Raw genomic sequence first — 22,700 nt, forward strand, 5'->3', positions numbered from 1 at the left:
GGGCTTTCTCAACTGTTTTTCCGGAAGTTCCGTTCGTTCGGGGGAGGTCAACTATGAAAACCAAACATCTTCTCACTGCACTGAGCGCGGTGGTGCTGGCGCTGGGCATCGCGCTGGCCGGTATCTGGTACAACGCCCAGCTTCCGCCGCTGGAACCGGGCACCGCCGCCAGCGGACAGGATGCCGAAGTCCTGTTTCAGGAATGGGCCGGGGCCTTCCCGGACGAAGGCTCCGATGTGCGCACCATCCGCACGACCTTGCAGTGGATGGCCATCACGGTCTTCTGCACGCTGGCGGCGACCGTGCTGGCACTGCACCGCTACAAGCCGCAGCGGGAGCTGGGATATTTCCTGCTCTATCTCGTCATCCTCATCGCCTGGGCGGCTACGGTCATCCGCTTGCCGGAGCGGGGCAGCGGTATGGTGCTGTTTCTGCGGCGGGGGTATTTTTCCCTCACGGTGCTGGCCCCCATCTGGCTCAGTGCGGCGCTGACCGGCATGGCCCCCAGGACCCGACAGCAGAAGTCCCTCTCGCTGGCACTGACGGCCGGGTATGTTCTGCTCTCCCTCAGCACCTGCCCGCCGGTGCGGGCCATCGGGCTGCTGGGCGGCATGGCTTACTGCATCGGGCTGCTCATCGCGGCCTACTGGCGGGGAGACCGCGCGGTGCTGCTCCTCCTCTTCCCCTGTGCGGCAACGGTCGGCCTGCGGGTGCTGGTCATTCTGCCGGGGCTGGAGCTTCCCTTTTTCTCGGAGAGCATCCGCTTCTATGTGATGCGGTGTGCCCGCATCTACGATATCCCCTTCACCTTGGGCTGCATGACCTTCGTCTGCCGCCGGTTCGCCCTGCAATTTGACCGCACCGAGCAGCTGGCGCGGGAGCTGGACCAGCGCGTGGCCGACCGCACCCGCGCCCTGACCGAGGAGACCGAGGCCCGCAAGAGCATGATGCTGAACATCTTCCACGACCTGCGCAGCCCGCTGTTCGCGGTGTCCAGCGGGCTGGACACGCTGGAAGCGGCCCCGGAGGCCCTGCCTGCCCTCCTGCCCGCTTTGCAGCAGCGGATGCGCTTTCTGCGGCGGCTGACCGAAGATCTCTTCCTTGCGGCCAAGCTGGAACAGAAACAGGTCCTGCTGAACGAAGACCGCGTTTCCCTGAGCGAGGCCGCGCAGGCAGTCTGCGAGAACTGCCGGAGCGAAGCGGAGAACAAAGGCGTTGCCCTTTGCGCACAATTCGACGCCGAACTGCCCGTCTGGGGCGACGCGGTGCGGCTGCAGCAGATCTTGCAGAATCTCGTGACCAACGCCATCCACTACACCCCTTCGGGCGGCACCATCACCGTCCACAGCTGGGAGGCGGAGGGCTCTGCTCTCGTCTGTGTGCAGGACACCGGCTGCGGCATTGCCCCGGAAGACCAGGCCGCCGTATTTGACCGCTACTTCCACACCACGGCCAACACCAAGCACGACTCCACCGGCCTCGGCCTGACCATTGCGCAGGAGCTGGCCCGCTTACATCATGGCGAGATCCTGCTGGAAAGCGAAGTGGGCAAGGGCAGCTGCTTCACGCTGAAGCTGCCCCTGCTCGCGGGCTGAACAAAAAATGCTCTGCCTTTTCCGGCAGAGCATTTTTTTGCGGTTAAAGATTGATTTATGCCAGCGGGTCCCACAGCTTCATGGGCAGAGGTTCCTGCGCCAGCAGGGCGCGCTGGGCATCGCTCAGCAGGCTCTTGCGGACGGTGACCTGATAGACGTTGGCCTGGAACCACTTCTCGCTGCCGATGTAGTAGCCCTTCTGGCCGGCCTCCTCACCCCAGCTGTTCTCGATCTTCCAGCGGTTGGCGGTGCCGTTCTCGTCCAGATTGACGCCGCAGAACATCATGCAGTGGTTCATGGTGCTGTCGCGGGTGAGCAGACGCTCCGACTTGGTCATGCCAAAGGTCAGCCCGCCCAGCACCTCTCCGTACTGGAAGCAGTCGGGGTCCCAGTAGCCGTTGGCGCGGTCGCCGTCCGGGTGGCAGTCACAGCTGAACATGACGCCCTCCCCGGCCTGCAGCTGGCGGATGGTCAGGTCTTCCAGTTCCTCCTGCGAGAGGTTGAGCCAGAACATGCCGTCCTCGACCACATCCCCCATAAACGGCTGGCAGTAGGTGCGGTTGACCGCATGGATGGGCGAAGCGATGATGACGGCATAGTCGTCGAAGTCGCTGCCGACGTACTTGTCGAGGAACTGCTTCGGGGTCAGGCCGCGGTCACAGTGGTAGACCTTGTCGGTATCGGTGTACTCGAAATCGAAGGTCTTGGGCGGCTGGCCGTAGAGGATGCGCAGAGCGTTGTAGATCTCTGCCAGCATCTCCTCACGGCGGGCCGAGGGGTCTTTGCCTTCGCGGACCAGGGCGCGGAGCTCCAGCGCATCCTCGCGCAGCTTGCGGTTCAGGATAGGCAGATACTTGGCCGTGCCGGTGGAGTGCACCGTCTCCGGCATCACCCAAGAGGGCACGACGCCGTACTTTTTGATGAGGCTGACCGCCATATCCCACTGGCCGCCATCGGGCAGCGGGTTTCCCAGCAGAGTGAAGGTCTCGCGGTCGTCCAGCTCCTGCGCGGCAAAGTGAAGGATGTTCTCAAAGAAGAGGTTTGCCTTTTCCAGCTTGTCGTAGAAGGCCAGATAGGTGGGCGAGATGGAGAAATCCTCCAGTTTGCACTGCCGGATGACCCGCTCGCGCAGGACGTTCAGGGTAGAGAACATCCAGCAGCGGCCGCTCTGCTTCTGGTTGGTGATGTTGCTGGTCTGGACCAGAACGGAGAAATCCATCTGCAATCTGGCGGCGGCAGCGGGCACAAAGGCGGCGTCCGGCAGAGCCGTGCGGGAGATGGCATTGGACATCACCTGCAGCTCCGGGCGGGCCGCATAGCCCTGCTCAAAACGTGCCAGCATTTCAGCGTCAATGGGAGTTACCTTGTTCATTGGTTTCACACTTTCTTCTTTTACCGCCCGGCCCGCTGCGCCCATGGAACGAAGCAGGCTGGGATCGTTACGTCAACGTTCTCCAAAGTAAGCGTTCTGCACGGCCAGCAGCACACCGGCACGGCTGGCTGCAAAGTTCAGGCCGCCTTGCAGATAGCAGGTGTAGGGCTCCCGCAGCGGGCCGTCGCAGGAAAGCTCGATGGTGCTGCCCTGGGTAAAGCTGCCGCTGGCCATGATGACCTCATCGGTATAGCCCGGTTCCGGCGAAGGTTCCGGGGCCGCATAGCTGTCCACCGGGCTGGCCGCCTGCACACCGCGGCAGAACCCGATGAGGGCATCCGCCGTACCGGCGTCGAAGCAGGTCACGATGTCGTTGTGGTCCTCGCAGTAGCGCGGGATGGGCGTCTTGCCCACCAGTTCCAGCAGGCACTGCGCATAAATGGCCGTCTTGATGGCCTCACACACGACGCCGGGCGCATAGTAGAAGCCCAGATACAGATCGCGGGGGGTATCCAGCGTGCAGCCCAGCTCCTTGCCGAGGCCGGGTGCGTTCAGGCGGTAGGCGCAGAGTTCCACGAGGTCTTTGCGGCCTGCGATGTAGCCGCCGGTGGGGGCGATGCCGCCGCCGGGGTTCTTGATGAGACTGCCCACCACGAGGTCGGCACCGGCCTGGCAGGGTTCTTCCGTCTGGGTGAACTCGCCGTAGCAGTTGTCCACAAAGACGATGATCTCCGGATTGGCGGCGCGGGCGGTGTCGGCGATCTTCCGGATGGTGGCCAGATCGAACGCATTCCGCTGCAGATAGCCCCGGCTGCGCTGGATGTGGCAGACCTTGGCCCCCGGTGCCTTTTGGGCGATGAGGTCATAATCCGGGGTGAAGTCCGCTTTCAGCGGGGCTTCGTCGTACTTCACGCCGTAGTCCATCAGAGTACCGGTGCCCTTGCCTTTGCCGTCCAGACCGATGACACCTTCCAGCGTATCGTAGGGGCGGCCGGTGGCAGCCAGCAGGGTGTCCCCTGCCCGCAGCAGGCCGAACAGGGCCACGGCCAGCGTATGGGTGCCGCTCTGGAACTGGCTGCGGACGAGGGCATCCTCGGCCCCCATCACTTCCGCAAAGATCTGCTCCAGCTTGGCGCGGCCGGTATCCCACAGGCCGTAGCCGGTGGTGCCCAGCATATCGGTGGAGGACATCTGGGTGTCCGCAAAGGCTTTCAGCATCTTGAGCTGGTTAAAGTCGCGGATCTCCTCCATGTGCCGGAAATAGGGCTGGCAGAGTTCCATGGCCTGTTCATCCAGAGCCAGGACTTCGGGTTTGAAATCAAAAAAATGGCTTAACATTGACATATTCGATCCTTTGGGTTTCTTATTATTTTTTACGTGGAGATATCCCCGCCGATTTTACTTTGCGGGCGCTTCATAGCGCGCATACTCGCCCAGTTTTTCGAAGCCGAGACGGGTATAGAAGTGCACCCGTTCGGGGGCGCAGAGGAAAACAGGCTGGAAGCCTTCTGCCGAGAGTTCGTTCGCCAGCCGGACGATGAGCCGCCCGCCGATGCCCCGGCCCCGCAGCGGTTCGGCCGTTTCCCCGCAGGCCATGTAGGCCTGACCATTGGCAAGGGCATAGGCCCCGACGGTGCAGGCAAGCGTCTCCCCCTGCCACAGCGCCCAGACGCGGGCCCTGCCCCGGCTGCGCTTGGTGCACAGCTCAGAGTAAAAGTCATCCCGCCGGGCAGGCCGGGCCGGAAAAAGCGCCTCTGCCACCGGGCGGGCCGGAGGGTCCCGGTCAAAGGTCAGCGAGGCCCAGAGCGCTTCGTCGGCCTCTGGCTCCGGAAGCTGCCGCCCCGGCGTCAGGCCGAAGATGGTGTGGGGTCTTGCACGGGTCCACCCGGCGGGCGGGGCCGCCTCGGCTTCGTCCAGCACAACGGCGCCGCACCCGCAGAAGGTCAGGAATCCGGCCAGCTCTTCGGGGTTGGCGTGGCCTGCCATCCAGGCCGTGCTGCCGCCGATGTCCAGCGCCAGCGTAGGCCCGGCAAAAAAGCGGCCCGGCTGGCTCTTGCCCAGCAGCTCCAGCGCCAGCGGCATCGTGGCCCCCAGGCAGAGTTTGCCCCGGCAGGCGTTGTAAAAGCGCAGTTTTGCGCGGGGTGTCGTGGCCTGCCGGATCATTTCAGCTCGTTGACGATCTTCTTGAACTCGCGGCCGCGCACCTCGAAGTTGGGGTACAGGTCGAAGGATGCGCTGGCCGGAGACAGGATGATGATATCGCCGGGCTGTGCGGCGGCGCGGGCCAGCTCGACAGCATGCTGCATGGTGTCGGCATGCTGGATGGTCAGACCGGAAGCTGCAAAGTCCGGATGTTCGCAGACGGCCTTCTCGATGCGGGGGCCGGTGGCACCCATCAGCACAAGGTTCTTGACGTGCGCGATGACCTCCGGGGCCAGCGGCTCATAGGGGATGTGCTTGTCGTAGCCGCCTGCAATGAGGATGACCTTCTGGTCAAAGCTGCGCAGGCCCGCGATGGTGCGGGTGGGGCTGGTGCCGATGGAGTCGTTGTAGTAGGTCACGCCATCCAGCACACGGACCGGCTCGATGCGGTGCTCCACGCCGGTGAAGGTGCTGCCCACCTTCTGGATGGCCTCAACGGGCACTTCACCCCAGACGGCGGCGGCAGCGGCCAGCAGGTTCTCGATGTTGTGCAGGCCGCGCAGTTTGATGTCCTTCTGGGCCAGGAACGGGGTCACGACGCCGTCCTCGGCCATGCAGAGCATCCCGTCCCCGCGCAGGAACGCGCCGTTGTCGGTGTCGTGCAGGCGGGTGAACCAGACCTGTTTGCCCTTGCAGTCGGGCACCATGCTGCGGGTGATGTCGTTCTCATAGCCCAGCACTTCGCGGCAGGGCGGCACCTGATGGAGCAGGATGTTCCGCTTGGCGTCGATGTACTCCTGCATATCCTTGTGGTGGTCCAGATGGTTCGGGGTCACGTTGGTGACGACCGCGATCTTCGGGCTCTTGCGCATACTGATGAGCTGGAAGCTGGACAGTTCCACGACCGCCACATCCTCCGGGGCAACGTCCGGCAGCATGGGCAGCAGAGCTGCACCGATGTTGCCGCCCAGATGCACCTTGCGGCCCGCAGCCTCGTAGAACTTGGAGATGAGGGTGGTGGTGGTGGTCTTGCCGTCCGAGCCGGTCACGCCCACGATCTCACAGGGGCAGTAGTCAAAGAAAAGCTCGACCTCGCTCGTGACCAGCGTACCTGCGGCGATGGCGTCCTGCAGCGGCTTCTGGTAATATTCAAAGCCGGGGGTGCGCAGGATGATGTCCTGGCCCCGGAAGCCGTCCATGTAATGCTCGCCCAGGCTCAGGTCGATGCCCAGGCGGCGGATGGTCTCGGCGTAGCTGCCAAAGTCGTCCACGCTGTTCTTTTTATCGCAGAGGGTGACATGCGCACCCAGGCCCACGAACTCCTCGATCAGGGTCTTGTGGCTGACGCCCGCGCCGATGAATGCGACCTTTTTGCCCTTGACCAGCTCTGCGAGCTGCTGCTGTTCTTTCTGCATAAAAACAGAACCTCCTCTATAAAGTGTTTCTGTAACAAGCTCTTGCTGCTCTTCATTCTACACCTTTTCCGCACAATACGCAACGCCCAACCCGCACAGACCGCGAAAATGCACCGAAAGGTCATCGAAATTCACAAAAAGATAATTGTCTTTTTCGACGCTTTCCGTTATACTGGACGTATCCATCATCATCTGCAAGGAGCGCTTTTTTTGAAACACCGTTTCCGCCTGGCCGCCGCGGTTCTGACGGCCCTTTTGTTCCTGACCCTGACCGGCTGCGGTTCAGGCTCCAACAGCTTTACCTGGTTCGTGGACACCATCCCCGCGAATCTTGACCCGCAGGTGGCTTCGGCTGCGTCGGACGTCATCGCCTGCGAGAACCTTTACAGCGGCCTTGTCCGCAAAGACCCGGACGGCCAGCTGGAACCTGCCCTATGCGAACGGTGGGAGGTCTCCGCCGACCGGAAGACCTATACCTTTTATCTGAAGGACGGCCTGACCTACACGGTTGCCAAGGGCACGGCTTCCGACTATGCCATCACGGCGGAGGATTTCGTCTTCGCCTTCCGGCGGATGTTCCGCGCTGCCACGAACTCCCCCTACGCCGTGGAGTTTTCGGCCCTTGAGAACAGCGCCGAAGTATTGGCCGGGCAATTGCCGGAAAGCGCCCTCGGTGTTTCGGCCAGCGGGCCGCTGACGCTGGTGTTCCGCCTGAGCAGCCCGGACGAGAATTTTCTCTCCAAGCTGACGCTGCCCGGCGCGATGCCCTGCGACGAAGAGTTTTTCAACTCCACCCGCGGCACTTACGGCCTCACTGCCAAGACCACCCTTTCCAGCGGGCCGTTCTACCTCTACAACTGGACGTCCAGCGGTCTGTTCCTGCGGCGGGAGCCTTCCGGCACCCGCATCGACAGCCTGCGCCTGGTCCAGAACACCAACAACGCCGACCAGTCAGCCATTGAACTCATCAACAGTGAAAAGTGCTCGGCAGCGGTGGACGCCACCGGCAGCACCACCTCGCTGTCCTCCATCTCCTACTCCGACACCACCTGGAGCCTGCTGTTCAACTGCAATACGATCTTTTCCTCCACCGAGCTGCGGCAGGCGCTGGCCGGAGTGGCGCGGGACGCCGCCGAGGTGCCTTCCACCGAGCTGTTTGCCACAGCGGACAACCTCATCCCCGCCGGGCTGAATGTAGACGGCATGAACTACCGCGACACCGTGGGAGATGTCTCCCCTGCTCCTGTGGATGTCAAGGCGCTCTACCTTGCCGCGCGGCAGGGCATGGCGAACTCCGACTTCAATAAGATCACCCTGATGCTCCCCGCCGGGTGCGGCCTGAACGAGGCCGCCGAGACCATCAACGGGGCCTGGCAGAAGGAGCTTTCCCTCTTCTTCTCCATCGAGGAGGTGGACGAGGAGACCTTCCGCAAGCGCCTGGCCGAGGGAGATTATACCATCGCGCTGGCCCCCGTCAGTGCTGAGAGCGGCAGCGTGTACAATACGCTGGCCCAGTTTACCCCCGCAGGCGGCGGGCTGACCGGCTATTCCAACGCCCTGTATGCCACCCAGCTGGAAGCCAGCACCCACGCCAACGGTTCCACCCGCTGCCGCCTGCTGGGCGACTGCGAACGCCAGCTGCTCAGCGACTGCGTCGTGGTCCCCCTCTTTTCCCAGCAGAAGCGTCTGTTGATCGCTTCGGGCGTCAAAAACCTCATCTTTGACCCCTTCGGCCCGGTGCTCGACCTGACGTATGCCACAAAGGAATAAAAACGCAAGGCCCCCTGTGCGAACGGCACAGAGGGTCTTGTTGTTTCTTCAGGTTTTGATGCCGAACAACCGGCGCAGGATCCCGCGCAGACACTTCGGGCTTTTGATGACGACGACCTGCATCCAACTCCCGCCTTTCGTTGTGTGATACCACAGTATAAGCGGCAGCGGCGCAAAACGTGCATCGCTCAGCGCAGGATGGGCGTATCCGGCAGGGTCTCGACCACGACCAGCGCCCCCTTGCGGGTGGAGATGGTAATGCAATCCGAGCCTTCAGCGTACTCGTTGCTGACGCCCAGCGGATACCCTGCCGTGAGGACGGCATCCGTCAGCTCATAGTAGGAGCCGCGCTCGCAGACGCCCTCCGCCCGGCCCTCCAGTGGGAAGACAGAAACGTAGAAGAACTCCGCCTTCGGGTAGGTGCGCTCCTCGCCGGCGCGGACGAAGGTGATGCGGCTGCGCTCATCTTGCAGCGTAGCGCGCACGCCCCGCTGCTCCAGCCCCAGACCGGTGCAGAGGTTCGCAAGGGTGTGTTCCAGCCGTCTGCCGCCCAGCGCGCCCAGCAGCAGCACCTCGGAGCAGCCTTTTTCGGAGGCAAGCTTCGCCGCATATTCGGTGTCGGTGTCGTCCTTGACGTGGGGCAGGACGATGACGTCATCCTGCTGCTCCGGGCAGGGTGCGGTGTCGAAGTCGCCGACGATGATGTCCGGTTTGCAGCCCAGCGGCGCACAGTTGCGGTAGCCCGCGTCGCAGGCGATGATGAGGTCATCGGGCCGCAGCAGGTGCTTCAGCTCCGGCGAGACCGGGCAGGCAGATACGATCACACAGCGTGACATAAGTTTCCTCTCTTCACTCGAAGAAAGCTCCCCCGGCCGGAGGAGCTTTCTCTGGTTTGCAATACAGCGGTCAGAACTTCGGCCGCTGCCAGTCCTTGACGTCCTTGACCTCGTCGTACATGGCGCAGTAGCTGTCGTACCGGGTCTGGGAGAGCCGGCCCTCGGCCAGTGCCGCGCGGACGGCGCAGCCCTTTTCCGTGCGGTGGGAGCAGCCCGTGAACTGGCATTCACCAAGATACGGCCCGAACTCCGGGAACGCATGTTCCAGGTTCTCCTTCGGGATGAACCCGGCGCGGTTGGCTTCCAGGCTGGCGAAGCCGGGCGTGTCGGCAATGCGGCCGCCGAACGCCTCAAAAATGGTCACCTCGCGGGTGGTATGGCGGCCGCGGCCCAGCTTCTGGCTGATGGCGCTGGTCTCCCGCTCGGCCTCCGGCAGCAGGGCGTTCAGCAGCGTGGACTTGCCCACGCCGGAGTTGCCGCAGAAGGCGCAGAGCCGCCCGGCGATCCACTGCTTTACCTCGTCCAGACCCTCGCCGGTGTCGTAGTGGATGGCGATGAAGGGCAGAGTCGAGCGCTCGTATGCTTTGCGGAGGAACTCCGCCTCGCCGAGGTCTGCCTTGGTGCAGACGATGACCGGCTGGACGCCCTTGTCCACCGCGATGGCCGACAGCTTATCCAGCACGAGGGTGCTGGGGGTGGGCTGGGTGGTGCTGGCCACGAGGAACAGCACATCCAGATTGGCCACCGGCGGACGGACGAAGACGTTTTTGCGGGGCGCGATCTCCGCGATGACGGAAGCGCCGTTCTCGGTCTCCACCGCCACCTCGTCGCCCGCCACGGGGGTGATCTTCTGTTTACGGAAGATGCCGCGCGGCTTGCACTCGATGATGCCCGCTTCGGTCCGGACGTAGTAGAAGCCGCCGATGCCTTTTACAATATAACCGTTCATGGCTCCTCCGTTACGACAGCAGCGCGCTCCACCAGTCGCTCAGGCCGGTGCCGGAGCTGGAACCGGAAGAGTCGCTGGAGGAGGAAGAGCCACCGCCCACAAGGCCGCTCCACCAGTCGCCGCCGGAGCTGCTGGCGCTGGAACTGCCGCTCTCCGAGGTGCTGCCGGGCTCCTCGGCCGGGGTCTCCGGCACAGGTTCGGGCCCTGCGCTGACGGTCACGCTGACGCGGCTGTTCACCTTGACGGTGGAACCGGCGGCAGGGTTCTGCCCGATGATGGTACCGGCAGGCTTGTCGCTGTACTGCTCGGTGGTGCTGCCCAGGCCCAGCTTGTTCTGCACCAGCAGGGTGCGGGCATCGTTCACGTTGGACAGGCCCACCAGAGACGGCACCTTGGCCGTGGTGCTGACCTGCGGGCGGCTCACATAGACCACAACGGTGGAGCCCACCGCCACCTGGCTGCCGGCGGCAGGGTCGGTGCGGATGATGGAGCCTGCCGCCACGGTGTCGTCCACGGCCTGGGTGATCAGCACCGAGACGCCGAGGCTCTTGAGCTGCTGTTCTCCATCGGCCTGCAGATAGTTGGTCACATCCGGCACGGTGACGTACTGGATGCCGAGGCTGATGGTCAGGGTCACGCTCTGGCCCTCGCGGACAGTGCGGCCCGCCACCGGCGACTGCCGGTAGACATAACCGGCCGCGTAGTCGTTGCTGTACGACTGCTCCCAGTTGACGGTGATCTGGCCGGAGGAGACCTGCGGCTGGGCGTTCACCTCATCCTGGGTCATGCCGCTGTAATCGGCCAGCACGATGTCGGCCTTTTCGCTCATCAGGGTGCTGGAATCGTTGAGGATGGTCCAGCACAGCGCCATGCAGGCCAGCGCGAACGCAACGGTGATGCCGAACAGCACCGGCAGGAAGATGGGCTTTTTCTTTTTGCTTTTGCGGGTCTTTTTCGGTTCCGGGGCTTCTTTTTTGGTTTTCACGGGGTGCTCCACCACCTTTTCAGGAATTTCATCGGGGAGATAGGTGTAATTGAACACGATGGACGGGTCTTCCACGTAGGCGTTCAGTGCCCCCAGCATCTCGGCGGCGCTGGCGTAGCGGTTTTCGGGCCGCTTTGCCATGGCGCGTTCGGTGATCTCCACCAGGCCGTGGGGCACGGTGGGGGCCAGCTCCTGCAGGCTCTTGGGCTTGTCGGTGATCTGCTTGATGGCCACCTCCACCACATCGTCGGCGTCAAACGGCAGATGCCCCGAAAGCATCTCGTACATCATGACGCCCACCGAATAGATGTCGCTGGTAAAATCGGTCTCGTCGCCCTTGGCCTGTTCCGGGCTGATATAATGGACGCTGCCCATCGCCTTGCCGCCGGAAAGCTGGTTCTCGGCGCGGGAGATGCGGGCAATGCCGAAGTCCATCATCCGCAGCTGGCCGTTGTCCAGCAGCATGATGTTCTGGGGCTTGATGTCCCGATGCACCACGCCGTTGCGGTGGGCATGGTCCAGCGCTTTGAGGATCTGGGAGATGAAATGCACCGTTTCCCGGCTGGTCAGCCTGCCGCCGCGCTCGTTGAGGTACTCCCGCAGCGTCATGCCGTCCACGTATTCCATCACGATATATTGCAGCTTCTCGCTGACCGAGACATCGTACACCTTGACAATGTTGGGGTGATTGAGCAGCGAGATGGCCTTGGATTCGTTCTTGAAGCGGCGGACGAGGTCGGGGTCGTGCATGAGCTCCTGCCGCAGCACCTTGACGGCTACGACCGTGCCCTCCGGCACCGGCCCGCCCGGCCCCACGACCGCCTTGTAGACGTTGGCCATGCCGCCGGTGCCGATCAGCTCCCGGACGGTGTACAGGCCATCGAGGGTCTTGCCGATCAGATTATCCATGCTCCACCTCCGTCGGCTCCACGGCCAGCAGCAGCGCCGTGATGTTATCCGAGCCGCCGTGGGCGTTGGCTGCCTCGATGAGGCGGTCGGGCAGGTCGTAGAACGCACCCTGCGCCAGCAGCTCTTCCATCTCCTCCACCGGCACCATGTTGGTCAGGCCGTCGGTGCAGAGCAGCAGCCGGTCTTCCCGCTTGAGCTTCGCGGCGGTGAACTCCGGCTCCAGCCGGTAATCCACGCCCAGCGCTTTGGTGATGATGTTCTTCTGGGGGTGATGCTCGGCTTCCTCCTCGGTGATGGTGCCGCAGTCCACGAGCTCCTGCACGTAGGAGTGGTCGTGGGTGAGCTGGGTCAGCTTCCCATCCCGGATGAGGTAGGCGCGGGAGTCGCCCGCATGGCAGAGGTAGACATTGCCGCTGCGCACCAGCGCGCAGACTGCCGTGGTGCCCATGCCGGCCAGCGCTTCTTCATGCGCGGCCTTCTGGAACACGAAGCGGTTGGCATAGAGGAGCGCTTTTTTCAGAAACGGCTCCTCCTGCCCTGCCCCGCACTGGGCGTATTGCTCCTGAAAGAAATTCTCGATAACATTGCACGCCCCCTGTGAGGCTTCGCGGCCGCCCTTCGCGCCGCCCATGCCGTCGCAGACCAGCGCCCACACCGCGCCGCCGGGCAGCTCCCCGGCCCGATAATCGTCCTGGTTCTCCTGACGGACGCGGCCGACATCTGTTTTTCCTGCAAGTTTCATAGGATTCTCCTTTTGTCAGGCTTTGCCGTTCATCTCGTCGCGGCGCAGCTGGCCGCAGGCGGCGCTGATCTCGCTGCCCAGACGGCGGCGGACCGTGGCGTTGACGCCGAGGCTCTCCAGCTTCTGCTGGAACCGGCGGACGTTGGCGGCATCGGTGGCGGAGTAGGGGCTGCCGTCCACCGGGTTGATGGGGATGAGGTTGACATGTGCGCCCATGCCCCGGATGAGGTTTGCCAGCTGCTTTGCGCAGGCATCGGAATCGTTGACGCCGCGCACCATCGAATACTCGAAGCTGACCCGTCGGCCCGTGGTGTCCTGATAGCGGCGGACCGCCTGCATCAGCTGCTCCACGGGGTAGGCATCGTTCACGGGCATCATGCCGCTGCGGATCTCATTGTTGGGCGCATGGAGCGAGACGGAAAGGGTGAGCTGCAGCTTTTTCTCGGCCAGCTGGTCGATCTTCGGCACCAGACCGCAGGTGGAAAGGCTGATGTTCCGCATCCCGATGTTGACGCCTTCGGGCGAGGTGATATTCTCAAGGAATCGCATCACTTCGTCGAAATTGTCCAGCGGCTCGCCGATGCCCATGAGCACGATGTGGGAGATGCGCTCCCCGATGTCCTTCTGCGCGGTGTAGATCTCGGAGCAGATCTCACCGGCTTCCAGGTTGCGGACGCGGCCCGCCTGAGTGGACGCGCAGAAGCGGCAGCCCATCCGGCAGCCCACCTGCGTGGAGACGCAGACCGTGTTGCCGTAGTGGTAGCGCATGACGACCGTTTCGATGCAGTTGCCGTCGGCCATCCGCAGCAGGTATTTGACCGTGCCGTCCTTGGCCTCCTGGCGGCGCTCGATCTGCGGGGCCGCGATGTAGAAATGTTCCTCCAGCGTCGCCAGCAGGGTCTTGGGCTGGTCGGTCATGGCGGAAAACTCCGTGACCAGCTTCTGGTGGACCCAGTGGAAGATCTGCTTGGCCCGGAAACCGGGCTGGCCCAGCGCCTTGAGCTCTGCGGCCAGCTGTTCCAGCGTCAGGGAGGAAATGCAGCGTTTTTGTTCCATGGTGTTCTCCTATTGATACGATTCAGGCGGCCGCCTCATTGCGCTTTTTGCATCGCGCAGAGGAAAAAGCCGTCCATCCCGGTGCGGGTAGGCACCGAAAGGGCTCCGTGCTCCCCCACCGTCATCCCGGCCGGGAACGGCACCTCGGACGTCACGACGGAAAATTCCGGGTGACGAGCAAGGAATGCCGCCACCTGCTCTTCGTTTTCGGCCGGGTCGATGGTGCAGGTGGAGTAGACCAGCCGCCCGCCCGCCTTGAGCAGAGAGGCCGCTGTGTCCAGAATGGCCGACTGGGTGGCCAATAATTCATCGTGGCGGGCCTTGTCCAGCGTTTTGTAGCGGATATCCGGCTTTTTGGCCAGGATGCCCAGGCCGCTGCAGGGGGCGTCCACCAGGATGCGGTCGGCCTGGGGCAGGCTGGGGTTCTGCCGGGTGGCATCGTTGCAGAGGGTTTCGACATTGGCAAAGCCCATCCGCTCCACTGCCGTGCGGATGAGGCGGACGCGGTTCTCGGCTGCATCGCAGCTGACGAGACGGCCGGTCCCCTGCATTTCCTCGGCCAGCAGGAGCGTCTTGCCGCCGGGGGCCGCGCAGAGGTCCAGCACCGTTTCGCCGGGCTTTGCCTCCACGCAGAGCGCCGCCAACTGGCTGGCCTGCCCTTCGACGTGGTAGTACCCCTGCCGGAACCACGCGTTCTCGGCAGGGCTTCCCTCAAATGCGGCCAGCACACTGCCCGGCACAAGGCCCGGCTCGGCCGCTGCGCCCAGCGCCGCCAGCTTTTCGCAGAGGGTGGCGGCATCGGCCTTGAGCGGGTTGACCCGCAGGCTGGTCCTGCCGCCGTCGGCCGCATAGGTCAGGATGCCCAGCGCCTCGTCCGGGTAATGGATGCGGAGGAAGTCCGCCACATCTTTCCCGGCAGAGCCCAGCACCATCAGCCGCTCGGTCTCATTCCGGAACCGGGCGGTGCTCAGGTCGTAGGTGCAGGCACGGCGCAGCACGGCATTGACCAGCCCCGCTGCGCTGGATTTTCGGAACGCGCGGGTCAGCTTGACCGCCTCATTGACGGCCGCCGATGCGGGCACCTGCATATACCGGGCCTGGGCCAGAGCGGAGCGTAAAATCTCCCGGACGGGAGCGTCCAGCTTGGCAAGGCCCTTGGGCAGGAACTGGCCGAGCATGTAGTCCAGTGTGCCCCGATGTTCCAGCACCGTGTAAAAAATGGCGCTGGCAAACGCTTTGTCGCGGCCTTCGAGCTGCTGACGCTTCAGTTCGGCATCCAGGACGAGGTTGGAAAAGCCGTCCTGCTCCTGCTTCACCAGCGCCGAGACTGCCGCCGCGCGGGGATTCGGCCCGCTCACAGGCAGTCCCCCGCTTTGAGCCGCAGACCTGCTGCAAACGAGGTGCCGTCCATGGGCTTCTTGCCCTCCGGCACCACATGCAGCAGCTGGATGGCACCCTCGGCGCAGGCCACGGTCAGGGGCCGGGTCGCCAGCACCGTGCCGGGCGCTTCGCCGTGGGAAGGCACCGCGCGGCACTCGGTCACCTTGACCTTTTTGCCGCCGGAGGTGGTGAACCAGGCCATGGGCCATGGGTTCATGCCGCGCACCCAGTCGTGGATGTGGGCGGCGGAGTCGGTGAGCCGGAACTCGGCCAGCTCCTTGTCGAGCATGGGCGCGAGGGTCGCATGGGCGTGATCCTGCGGCTGGGGCCGGAGGGTGCCTGCCGCGATCTGCGGGATGGTCTCGCAGAGGACGCGGGCACCGACTGCCGTCACCCGGTCGAACAGTTCGCCGCTGGTCTCTTCGGGACCGATGGCCATCTTCTCACAGACGAGAACATCGCCGGTGTCCAGCCCTTCGTCCATCTGCATGATGGAAACGCCCGTCTCTGTGTCGCCGTTCAGGACGGCCCACTGCACCGGGGCACTGCCGCGGTACTTCGGCAGCAGCGAAACATGCAGGTTGATGCAGCCATACCTGGGGGCCTGGAGCACACTGGCGGGCAGGATGCACCCATAGGCCACCACCACGATCAGCTCCGGGGCCAGCGCCTGGATGTTGGCATCCTCGCCGCCGTCCCGCAGGGTGCGGGGCTGGAAGACCGGTGTGCCGTGCTCCAGCGCCACTTCCTTGACCGGGGGTGCGGTGAGCACCTGCTTGCGGCCCACCGGCTTGTCGCGGCGGGTGTATACGCCGCAGATGTCATGCCCGGCGGCATACAGAGCCTTCAGGCACTCGGCGGCAATGTCCGGTGTGCCCATGAACAGAATGCGCATTACTTGTTTCCTTTCGCTTCGCGGGCAGCCTTTTTGCCCTCTTCGGTGTCCTCATAGAAATACTCGCTGGACTGCATGATGGTGATGCCGTCCAGATGGTCGTTCTCATGCTGGATGCAGCGGGCCAGCAGACCCTCGGCCTCCAGCTCGAACCAGTTGCCGTTGCGGTCCTGTGCGCGGACTTTGACAGCAGCCGGGCGGGTCACTGCGCCGTTGTGGCCGGGGAAGGACAGGCAGCCCTCATAGGCGGTCTCCTCATCCTCGGACACCGCGAGGATCTCCGGGTTCACGAAGTCGATGAACTTGTACTCGTAATCTGCGGGGATCTCCTCCGGGGCGTCGGTGGTATCCCACACGACGAACAGGCGGCGCAGCATCCCCACCTGCGGGCCGGCCAGACCCACGCCGTCGGCGTCGATCATGGTCTCGCGCATGTCGTCCAGCAGAGTCGCCAGACGGTCATCAAAATTGGTCACCGGGCGGCAGACCTTGTTCAGGATGGGGTCGCCCTCTTTCACGATGTTGCGGATAGCCATAGTTGGTACCTCCAAATCAGTTGTTCGTATCAGATATCTCCGTCCGAGTGCAGGTCTACGACGACGGTGGCTTTGGCAGGCAGCTTTTCCTGCTCGTAAAGGCCCAGCGTTTCGCGCATCAGATCGCGGAAGCGGCGGTCGTTGCGGCACTTGACGGTGAGTTTGTAGCGGTAGTTTCCGTTGATCTTTTCGATATTGCCGGGGGTGGGGCCGAGCACCCGGAGAGGCAGCTCCGGCTGTTTTGCCGCCTGTCGGCCCAGCAGGGCCGCGAACCGGGCGGCGGCGCGGGCCACCTCGCTCTCCTTCAGGCCCGAAAAGCCCACAACGCACAGCCCGCAGAACGGCGGGTACAGCCCCAGCTTCCGGTAAGCGATCTCCTGCTCAAAGAAGGCGTCGTAGTCCTGCGCGGCAGCGAGGTTGAGCACCGGGTTATCGGGGTCGGTGGTCTGGATGATGGCAAAACCGGGGTCTTTGGCCCGGCCGCTCCGGCCCACCACCTGCGTGATGAGGCTGAACACGGTCTCATACGCCCGGAAGCCCTGGGCGAACAGGAGCGAGTCGATGCCGAGGACGCCCACCAGGGTCACATCCTCGAAATCCAGCCCCTTGGCCACCATCTGGGTGCCCACCATGATGTCGTACTCGCGGCGGGCGAACCGGGCCAGCAGCTTTTCGTGTGCATCCTTGGCAGCGGTGGAGTCCTGATCCATCCGCAGGATGCGCGCCTCCGGGAAGAGCTTTGCCAGCTCCTCCTCGGCCTTCTGGGTGCCGAAGCCGCGGTACTGCAATGTTCCACCGCAGGCAGGGCATTTTTGCGGGGGCGGGTCCAGCTGGCTGCCGCAGTAGTGGCAGAGCAGCTTGTGCGCCGATTTGTGGTAGACCATCGGGACGCTGCACTTTGCGCATTTGAGCACCTCGCGGCAGTCCTCACACTGGGCGATGGTCTGGTAGCCCCGGCGGTTGAGCAGCAGGATGGTCTGCTTTTCCGCTTCCAGATTGCGGCGGATGGCGTCTTCGAGCGCCAGGCTGATCTCGCGCGGGTTGCCGGAGGCCAGCTCGGCCCGCATATCGACGATCTCGACATGGGGCAGCGGGTTGCCGCCGTACCGCTGGGTCAGCCGCACCAGCTGGGTGCGTCCATGCTGGGCTGCAAAGTAGCTCTCGGTGCTGGGGGTCGCGCTGGCCAGCAGGAGCAGTGCCCCATTCTCGGCCGCGCGCTGCCGGGCCACCTCGTGGGCGGCGTAGCGGGGCGCGGATTCGGAACGGTAGGTGTGCTCCTGCTCCTCGTCGATGATGACGAGGCCGATGTTTTCCAGTGGCGAAAAGATGGCGCTGCGAGTACCCACCACGATGTCGGCCCCGCCGTCCTGGATCATCTGCCACTGGAGCAGCCGTTCCGTGTGGTTGAGGGCCGAGTGCTGCACGGCCACCCGCCTGCCGAACTGGCTCTTCAGCCGCAGGATCATCTGGGGGGTCAGGCTGATCTCCGGCACAAGCACCAGCGCCCGCCGTCCCAGCTGCAAACACCGCTCGATGAGCTTGAGGAAGACCAGCGTTTTGCCGCTGCCGGTCACGCCGTAGAGCAGCGCCGAATGGGGTTCGGCATCTTCGAGGTGCGGCAGCAGGGCATCGTATGCAGCCTGCTGTTCGCTCGTCAGAAGGATGGGTTCGTTTTTCAGCGGGATGCTCGCATACAGGTCGATGGATTTGTTCACCTTGCTGCATTCCAGCACACCCTTGGTGCAGAGATTGTCCAGCACAGCTCGGCTGATGCCCTTTTCTTCGAGTTCGGTCTGGGTGCGTTCTCCCCCGCCCAGCAGGGCCACTGCCGCCAGTTGCTTGGCCGTCGGCTTCGGCTTGGGCGGCAGGGTGCCCACCAGCTTGTAAGCGTTCTCGGTATGGCGGACCAGCTGCTTTTGCAGCACCGGCGTCACACCGTCCGCCGCCACGGCGGGCTTGTACTGCGCCCCATACGGGATGACGGCCTTGACGGCCTCATAGTAGGTGCAGAAGGTGCGTTCTTTCAAAAAATGCACCAGCCGCAGCAGTTCCGGCGTCAGGCAGGCGGAAGCGGGGGCCACATCGAAGAGGAATTTCAGCTTCGAGTTCTCCGGTTCGGCGTCGCAGGCCAGCACCACGCCCATCCGGGCACGGCTCCCCCGCCCGAACGGCACCAGCACCATGCTGCCCAGCCGGACGGCATCCTGCTGGTCGGGCATGACTGCGTAGGTATACAGTTTATCGAAGTGGAACGTCGCGTTGCTCACGGCGACTCCGACCGTTTTTGGCATTCAGCTTCCTCCGGGTTTGGTTTCAGTGTGCGAGGCCCGCCCGCTGGCAGATGACCTGATAGAGCGCGTCGGCGCAGGCGGCGACCTCATTGTTGACCAGCTTCAGGGTGAAGTCGTCCTGCTGGGCCAGCTCGTTCCGGGCCGTAGCCAGACGCTCACGGATGCTTTCCTCGGTCTCGGTGCCGCGGCCGCGCAGACGGCGCTCCAGCTCCTCCACCGACGGCGGCAGCAGGAAGATGGTGGTGGCACCGGGGAACATCCGGCGGATGTTGGCCGCGCCGTGGACATCAATGACCAGCACGACCAGCTTGCCGGCTTCCAACCGCCTGTGGATCTCCTCTTTCAGAGTGCCGTAGTAATTGCCGTTGTAGAAATTGTATTCCACGACCTCGTCGTTTGCGATGAGCTGCTGGAACTGCTCCTGGCTGCGGTAGTAGTAATCCACGCCCTCCTGCTCGCCGGGGCGGGGCGAACGGGTGGTGGCGGAGACGGTCTTCTCGATCTCCGGGTGCGCAGCGCGCAGTGCATTGACCACGCTGTCCTTGCCAGTACCCGCTGCACCGGATACCACAAACAGATACTTTTCATTTTCCATCTTTATTTTTGTTCCTCCTCTGAGCCTTTGCCCTCAGCCTGCCCGGCGGCGCGGCTGGCCACCGTTTCCGGCTGAAGGGCTGACAGAACGACATGGTCGGAGTCCATGATGAGCACCGCGCGGGTGCTGCGCCCATAGGACGCATCGATCAGCATCCCGCGTTCCCGCGCTTCCTTGACCAGACGCTTGACCGGCGCAGAGTCCGGGCTGACGACGGCCACCACGCGCCCGGCGCTGACCAGATTGCCAAAACCGATGTTGATGAGCTTCATCTTCTCCTCCGATCCGAATGTATCAATACGTTACTCCAGATTCTGGATCTGTTCGCGGATCTTTTCGATCTCCGCCTTCATATCCACCACCACGCGGGTGATGTCCAGATCCTGGCACTTGGAACCGATGGTGTTGGTCTCGCGGTTGAGTTCCTGGGTCAGGAAATCCAGCTTGCGGCCCACCGGCTCATCCAGCTCCAGAATGGAGCGGTACTGGGCAATGTGGCTGCGCAGGCGGACGGTCTCCTCGTCCACTGCGGTCTTGTCACCGAAGATGGCGGCCTCGGTCAGGACGCGGGCATCGTCGATGTTCCGGTCTTCCAGGATGACCTTGAGCTTCTCATACAGGCGGTTGGTGTAGGCTTCCACCCGGCCTGCGCTCAGCGTCTCTACCCTGCCGACGCACTCTTCCAGAAAGCACAGGCGGCTCTCGACGTCGGCTTTCATCTTAGCACCCTCGGCAGCGCGCATCTGCACGAACGTTTCCAGCGCCTGCGCCGTGACGGCAGAGACATCCTCCCACAGCTGCTCCTCGTCCACATCCGCGTGGCGGGTGGCGAGGACGTCCGGGAAGCGGGCAATGAGGCTGGCGGAGGTGTCGTTCTTGATGCAAAGCTCCTCGGACAGGTCCCGCAGGGCCTGCTGGTAGCTTCTGGCCAGCTCCCGGTTCACGGTGACGACGGTGTCGGCGGCGTCCACGTTCTGCACCGTCAGGCTCAGTTCCACCTTGCCGCGGGTGATCTGCTCGTTCAGCTGCTTTTTCAGGCGGCTGTCCATATAGCTGCAGGTCCGGGGCATCCGGGACGAATACTCAAAGTACCGAGAGTTGACGCTGCGCAGCTCCACCGTGATCTCACGGCCATTGCGCACCGCTGTGCCCCGGCCAAAACCGGTCATACTTAAAATCATGGTCAAATTTCCTCTTCTGACATAGGTTTTCTGCGGACAAATTCCAGTATATGTATCCGCTTTTGGGCACACCCGCCCATGTTACGATACATATGCTATCATTTTACTCTGCTGGCCCCGTTTTTGCAAGCAATGCGGCGAAAAAATCAGCTTTTGCCACGAAAAAGTCACACAAACGGCACCGCTGCTCCGCAGACACAAAAAGCCCCCCGCAAAACTGCGAGGGGCCAGAGAGATTCCATTAGACAGGATGAGACTGGTTGGTGTAGTCTGCGTGGTCAGCGTCCACGCCCTGCTTCTTGGCATTGCGCTTCTCGAAGAACTTGGGTGCGACCTGCGGGAACATGGCGTAGGTCAGAACATCCTCTTCCTGCGTTGCCCACTTGGCGGCTTCGGTCTTCAGCTTGTCCATCTCAGGAGCAAGGGTGTCGGCGAAGCGGCAGGTGATGGGCTTTTCGTCGCCCAGGATCTTCTTGGTGAACTCGGCGCTGATGGGAGCGGGAGTCTTGCCGTAGTCGCCGTGGACCAGGCCCTTGAACTCCTTGGTGACCATCTTGTAGCGCTCGCCCAGGATGACGTTGAAGACGGCCTGGGTGCCAACGATCTGGCTGGTGGGGGTGACCAGCGGAGGATAACCGGCGTCCTCACGAACGCGGGGAATCTCAGCCAGCACTTCGTCCAGCTTGTCTTCCTTGCCGGCATCCTTCAGCTGCTTGAGCATGTTGGAGAACATGCCGCCCGGCACCTGATACAGCAGGGTGTTGGCATCGACGCCCAGAGACTTCGGGCTGATCTGGCCGTTGGCGATGTACTTCTCGCGCAGCTTTGCGAAGTATGCGCGGACGACGTTCAGCTGCTTCAGGTCCAGACCGGTATCGTAATCGGTGCCCTGCAGAGCTGCGACCAGGCTCTCGGTCGCCATGTGGCTGGTGCCGCCGCTCAGGGGGCTCATGGCGGTATCGACGATGTCGGCACCGGCCTCGATGCCCTTCAGCAGGGACATGGAAGCCAGACCGGCGGTGTAGTGGCTGTGGATATCGACCGGGATGGACAGGGTGTTCTTCAGCTCCTTGACCAGGTCGTAGCAGGTGTACGGAGTCAGCAGGCCAGCCATATCCTTGATGCAGATGGAGTCTGCGCCCATCTCTTCCAGGGTCTTGGCATACTTGACGTAGTACTCGTTGTTGTGCACGGGGCTCAGGGTGTAGCTGATGCAGCCCTGCACATGTGCCTTTTCCTTGTTGGCTGCCTTGATGGCGGTCTGCAGGTTGCGGGCGTCGTTCAGTGCGTCGAAGATGCGGATGACGTCGATGCCGTTGGCAACAGACTTCTGCACGAAGTACTCGACGGCGTCATCTGCATAGGGGCGGTAGCCCAGCATGTTCTGGCCGCGGAACAGCATCTGCAGCTTCTGGTGGGGCAGCTCCTTGCGCAGGATGCGCAGACGTTCCCAGGGGTCCTCGTCGAGGAAGCGGATGCAGCTATCGAAGGTAGCGCCGCCCCAGCACTCGACAGAGAAATACGGGATCTTATCCATTTCGGGCAGGATGGGACGCATGTCGTCCATCGTCATACGGGTGGCCAGCAGAGACTGGTGCGCATCGCGCAGGACGACTTCCGTGATCTTGATCGGCTTTTTGGCCATGGTTGTCACCTCTCCCTTCGTTCTCAGTTCATGGAGACGAGAACGTCACCGGAGTTGACGGTGTCGCCCTTGTTGACATTGACGGAAGCAACGGTGCCGTCCTGCGGAGCGACGATCTCGTTCTCCATCTTCATGGCCTCCAGGATGACCAGTACGTCGCCAGCCTTGACGGATGCACCGGCTGCGACCTTGACATCCAGGATGTTGCCGGGCATGGGAGCCTTGACGGTGACAGCACCGGCAGCACCGGCAGGAGCAGCAGCCTTGGGAGCGGCAGCAGGAGCAGCCGGAGCCTTGGGAGCAGCGGGAGCGGCAGCAGCAACGGGAGCTGCGCCAGCGGCGGTCTCCTCAACGGAGACGCTGTAAGCAACACCATTGACGGTAATATTGTAATACTTCATGGAAG

20 protein-coding genes are annotated in these 22,700 nt (G+C 63.2%); 2 read left to right on the forward strand and 18 right to left on the reverse strand.

Going from position 1 to position 22,700, the window contains the following annotated elements:
• Nucleotides 1–53: 53 nt before the first annotated feature.
• Nucleotides 54–1,595 carry a HAMP domain-containing sensor histidine kinase gene (locus DWY95_RS08060; protein WP_118553092.1) on the forward strand — a complete coding sequence of 514 codons (1,542 nt, stop codon included), beginning with the start codon at nucleotides 54–56 and terminating at the stop codon, nucleotides 1,593–1,595.
• Nucleotides 1,596–1,650: 55 nt separating this feature from the next.
• Here DWY95_RS08060 and DWY95_RS08065 read toward each other — a convergent pair whose 3' ends face one another.
• The 4 genes from DWY95_RS08065 to murD form a co-directional block, all read right to left on the reverse strand.
• A complete protein-coding gene (locus DWY95_RS08065) occupies nucleotides 1,651–2,967 on the reverse strand; it encodes a C1 family peptidase (RefSeq protein WP_158577540.1) in 1,317 nt (438 codons plus the stop codon).
• Nucleotides 2,968–3,039: 72 nt separating this feature from the next.
• On the reverse strand, nucleotides 3,040–4,305 hold the full coding sequence (locus tag DWY95_RS08070; protein WP_118553094.1) for a methionine gamma-lyase family protein: 1,266 nt from the start codon (nucleotides 4,303–4,305) through the stop codon (nucleotides 3,040–3,042).
• 60 nt (nucleotides 4,306–4,365) lie between these two features.
• Nucleotides 4,366–5,130, reverse strand: a complete 765-nt coding sequence (locus DWY95_RS08075) for a GNAT family N-acetyltransferase (RefSeq protein WP_118553095.1) — start codon at nucleotides 5,128–5,130, stop codon at nucleotides 4,366–4,368.
• Nucleotides 5,127–6,524 (reverse strand): UDP-N-acetylmuramoyl-L-alanine--D-glutamate ligase, encoded by a 1,398-nt coding sequence (gene murD / locus DWY95_RS08080; RefSeq protein ID WP_118553096.1) that lies wholly within the window; start codon nucleotides 6,522–6,524, stop codon nucleotides 5,127–5,129. Before murD ends, DWY95_RS08075 begins: the two co-directional genes overlap by 4 nt.
• 210 nt (nucleotides 6,525–6,734) lie before the next feature.
• Between murD and DWY95_RS08085 the strand changes: the two genes are divergently transcribed.
• Entirely contained in the window at nucleotides 6,735–8,294 is a 1,560-nt protein-coding gene (locus DWY95_RS08085) for a peptide ABC transporter substrate-binding protein (RefSeq protein ID WP_243082674.1), read from the forward strand.
• A 188-nt stretch (nucleotides 8,295–8,482) separates the two neighbouring features.
• Here DWY95_RS08085 and DWY95_RS08090 read toward each other — a convergent pair whose 3' ends face one another.
• The 14 genes from DWY95_RS08090 to DWY95_RS08155 all read right to left on the reverse strand — a co-directional run bounded on the left by DWY95_RS08090 (nucleotide 8,483) and on the right by DWY95_RS08155 (nucleotide 22,695).
• Nucleotides 8,483–9,130, reverse strand: a complete 648-nt coding sequence (locus DWY95_RS08090) for a thiamine diphosphokinase (RefSeq protein WP_118553098.1) — start codon at nucleotides 9,128–9,130, stop codon at nucleotides 8,483–8,485.
• A 70-nt stretch (nucleotides 9,131–9,200) separates the two neighbouring features.
• Complete coding sequence (rsgA, locus tag DWY95_RS08095; protein WP_118553099.1) at nucleotides 9,201–10,079, reverse strand: ribosome small subunit-dependent GTPase A; 879 nt, start codon at nucleotides 10,077–10,079, stop codon at nucleotides 9,201–9,203.
• 10 nt (nucleotides 10,080–10,089) lie between these two features.
• Nucleotides 10,090–11,973: a Stk1 family PASTA domain-containing Ser/Thr kinase gene (gene pknB / locus DWY95_RS08100; protein WP_118553100.1), complete on the reverse strand. Its 1,884-nt coding sequence runs from the start codon at nucleotides 11,971–11,973 to the stop codon at nucleotides 10,090–10,092.
• Nucleotides 11,966–12,715 carry a Stp1/IreP family PP2C-type Ser/Thr phosphatase gene (locus tag DWY95_RS08105; protein ID WP_118553101.1) on the reverse strand — a complete coding sequence of 250 codons (750 nt, stop codon included), beginning with the start codon at nucleotides 12,713–12,715 and terminating at the stop codon, nucleotides 11,966–11,968. Before DWY95_RS08105 ends, pknB begins: the two co-directional genes overlap by 8 nt.
• Nucleotides 12,716–12,730: 15 nt before the next feature.
• On the reverse strand, nucleotides 12,731–13,771 hold the full coding sequence (gene rlmN / locus DWY95_RS08110) for a 23S rRNA (adenine(2503)-C(2))-methyltransferase RlmN (RefSeq protein ID WP_118553102.1): 1,041 nt from the start codon (nucleotides 13,769–13,771) through the stop codon (nucleotides 12,731–12,733).
• Nucleotides 13,772–13,806: 35 nt separating this feature from the next.
• A complete protein-coding gene (gene rsmB / locus DWY95_RS08115; protein ID WP_118553103.1) occupies nucleotides 13,807–15,129 on the reverse strand; it encodes a 16S rRNA (cytosine(967)-C(5))-methyltransferase RsmB in 1,323 nt (440 codons plus the stop codon).
• Complete coding sequence (gene fmt, locus DWY95_RS08120) at nucleotides 15,126–16,046, reverse strand: methionyl-tRNA formyltransferase (protein WP_118553104.1); 921 nt, start codon at nucleotides 16,044–16,046, stop codon at nucleotides 15,126–15,128. The genes rsmB and fmt overlap by 4 nt, the downstream gene beginning before the upstream one ends.
• The gene (gene def / locus DWY95_RS08125) at nucleotides 16,046–16,582 is read right to left on the reverse strand and encodes a peptide deformylase (protein WP_097792104.1); all 537 of its coding nucleotides are present in this window, start codon (nucleotides 16,580–16,582) and stop codon (nucleotides 16,046–16,048) included. Before def ends, fmt begins: the two co-directional genes overlap by 1 nt.
• A gap of 29 nt (nucleotides 16,583–16,611) precedes the next feature.
• Nucleotides 16,612–18,873, reverse strand: a complete 2,262-nt coding sequence (gene priA, locus DWY95_RS08130) for a primosomal protein N' (RefSeq protein ID WP_118553105.1) — start codon at nucleotides 18,871–18,873, stop codon at nucleotides 16,612–16,614.
• Between the two features lie 22 nt (nucleotides 18,874–18,895).
• On the reverse strand, nucleotides 18,896–19,468 hold the full coding sequence (gene gmk / locus DWY95_RS08135) for a guanylate kinase (protein ID WP_118553106.1): 573 nt from the start codon (nucleotides 19,466–19,468) through the stop codon (nucleotides 18,896–18,898).
• A gap of 2 nt (nucleotides 19,469–19,470) precedes the next feature.
• Nucleotides 19,471–19,740 (reverse strand): DUF370 domain-containing protein, encoded by a 270-nt coding sequence (locus tag DWY95_RS08140; protein ID WP_055187832.1) that lies wholly within the window; start codon nucleotides 19,738–19,740, stop codon nucleotides 19,471–19,473.
• A 30-nt stretch (nucleotides 19,741–19,770) separates the two neighbouring features.
• The gene (locus DWY95_RS08145) at nucleotides 19,771–20,649 is read right to left on the reverse strand and encodes a YicC/YloC family endoribonuclease (RefSeq protein WP_097792101.1); all 879 of its coding nucleotides are present in this window, start codon (nucleotides 20,647–20,649) and stop codon (nucleotides 19,771–19,773) included.
• A gap of 241 nt (nucleotides 20,650–20,890) precedes the next feature.
• Nucleotides 20,891–22,294, reverse strand: a complete 1,404-nt coding sequence (locus DWY95_RS08150) for an oxaloacetate decarboxylase subunit alpha (RefSeq protein WP_118553107.1) — start codon at nucleotides 22,292–22,294, stop codon at nucleotides 20,891–20,893.
• 23 nt (nucleotides 22,295–22,317) lie between these two features.
• A complete protein-coding gene (locus DWY95_RS08155; protein WP_118553108.1) occupies nucleotides 22,318–22,695 on the reverse strand; it encodes a biotin/lipoyl-containing protein in 378 nt (125 codons plus the stop codon).
• Between the last annotated feature and the right edge of the window lie 5 nt (nucleotides 22,696–22,700).

The organism is Faecalibacterium sp. AF28-13AC (assembly GCF_003478405.1).
GTDB lineage: Bacteria > Bacillota > Clostridia > Oscillospirales > Ruminococcaceae > Faecalibacterium > Faecalibacterium prausnitzii_E.

What these genes read in the sequence shown, in the direction of transcription:
- DWY95_RS08060 (WP_118553092.1), top strand. Translation starts at nt 54, where the DNA reads ATGAAAACCAAACATCTTCTCACTGCACTGAGCGCGGTGGTGCTGGCG.
- DWY95_RS08065 (WP_158577540.1), bottom strand. Translation starts at nt 2,967, where the DNA reads ATGAACAAGGTAACTCCCATTGACGCTGAAATGCTGGCACGTTTTGAG.
- DWY95_RS08070 (WP_118553094.1), bottom strand. Translation starts at nt 4,305, where the DNA reads ATGTTAAGCCATTTTTTTGATTTCAAACCCGAAGTCCTGGCTCTGGAT.
- DWY95_RS08075 (WP_118553095.1), bottom strand. Translation starts at nt 5,130, where the DNA reads ATGATCCGGCAGGCCACGACACCCCGCGCAAAACTGCGCTTTTACAAC.
- murD (WP_118553096.1), bottom strand. Translation starts at nt 6,524, where the DNA reads ATGCAGAAAGAACAGCAGCAGCTCGCAGAGCTGGTCAAGGGCAAAAAG.
- DWY95_RS08090 (WP_118553098.1), bottom strand. Translation starts at nt 9,130, where the DNA reads ATGTCACGCTGTGTGATCGTATCTGCCTGCCCGGTCTCGCCGGAGCTG.
- rsgA (WP_118553099.1), bottom strand. Translation starts at nt 10,079, where the DNA reads ATGAACGGTTATATTGTAAAAGGCATCGGCGGCTTCTACTACGTCCGG.
- pknB (WP_118553100.1), bottom strand. Translation starts at nt 11,973, where the DNA reads ATGGATAATCTGATCGGCAAGACCCTCGATGGCCTGTACACCGTCCGG.
- DWY95_RS08105 (WP_118553101.1), bottom strand. Translation starts at nt 12,715, where the DNA reads ATGAAACTTGCAGGAAAAACAGATGTCGGCCGCGTCCGTCAGGAGAAC.
- rlmN (WP_118553102.1), bottom strand. Translation starts at nt 13,771, where the DNA reads ATGGAACAAAAACGCTGCATTTCCTCCCTGACGCTGGAACAGCTGGCC.
- fmt (WP_118553104.1), bottom strand. Translation starts at nt 16,046, where the DNA reads ATGCGCATTCTGTTCATGGGCACACCGGACATTGCCGCCGAGTGCCTG.
- def (WP_097792104.1), bottom strand. Translation starts at nt 16,582, where the DNA reads ATGGCTATCCGCAACATCGTGAAAGAGGGCGACCCCATCCTGAACAAG.
- priA (WP_118553105.1), bottom strand. Translation starts at nt 18,873, where the DNA reads ATGCCAAAAACGGTCGGAGTCGCCGTGAGCAACGCGACGTTCCACTTC.
- gmk (WP_118553106.1), bottom strand. Translation starts at nt 19,468, where the DNA reads ATGGAAAATGAAAAGTATCTGTTTGTGGTATCCGGTGCAGCGGGTACT.
- DWY95_RS08140 (WP_055187832.1), bottom strand. Translation starts at nt 19,740, where the DNA reads ATGAAGCTCATCAACATCGGTTTTGGCAATCTGGTCAGCGCCGGGCGC.
- DWY95_RS08145 (WP_097792101.1), bottom strand. Translation starts at nt 20,649, where the DNA reads ATGATTTTAAGTATGACCGGTTTTGGCCGGGGCACAGCGGTGCGCAAT.
- DWY95_RS08150 (WP_118553107.1), bottom strand. Translation starts at nt 22,294, where the DNA reads ATGGCCAAAAAGCCGATCAAGATCACGGAAGTCGTCCTGCGCGATGCG.
- DWY95_RS08155 (WP_118553108.1), bottom strand. Translation starts at nt 22,695, where the DNA reads ATGAAGTATTACAATATTACCGTCAATGGTGTTGCTTACAGCGTCTCC.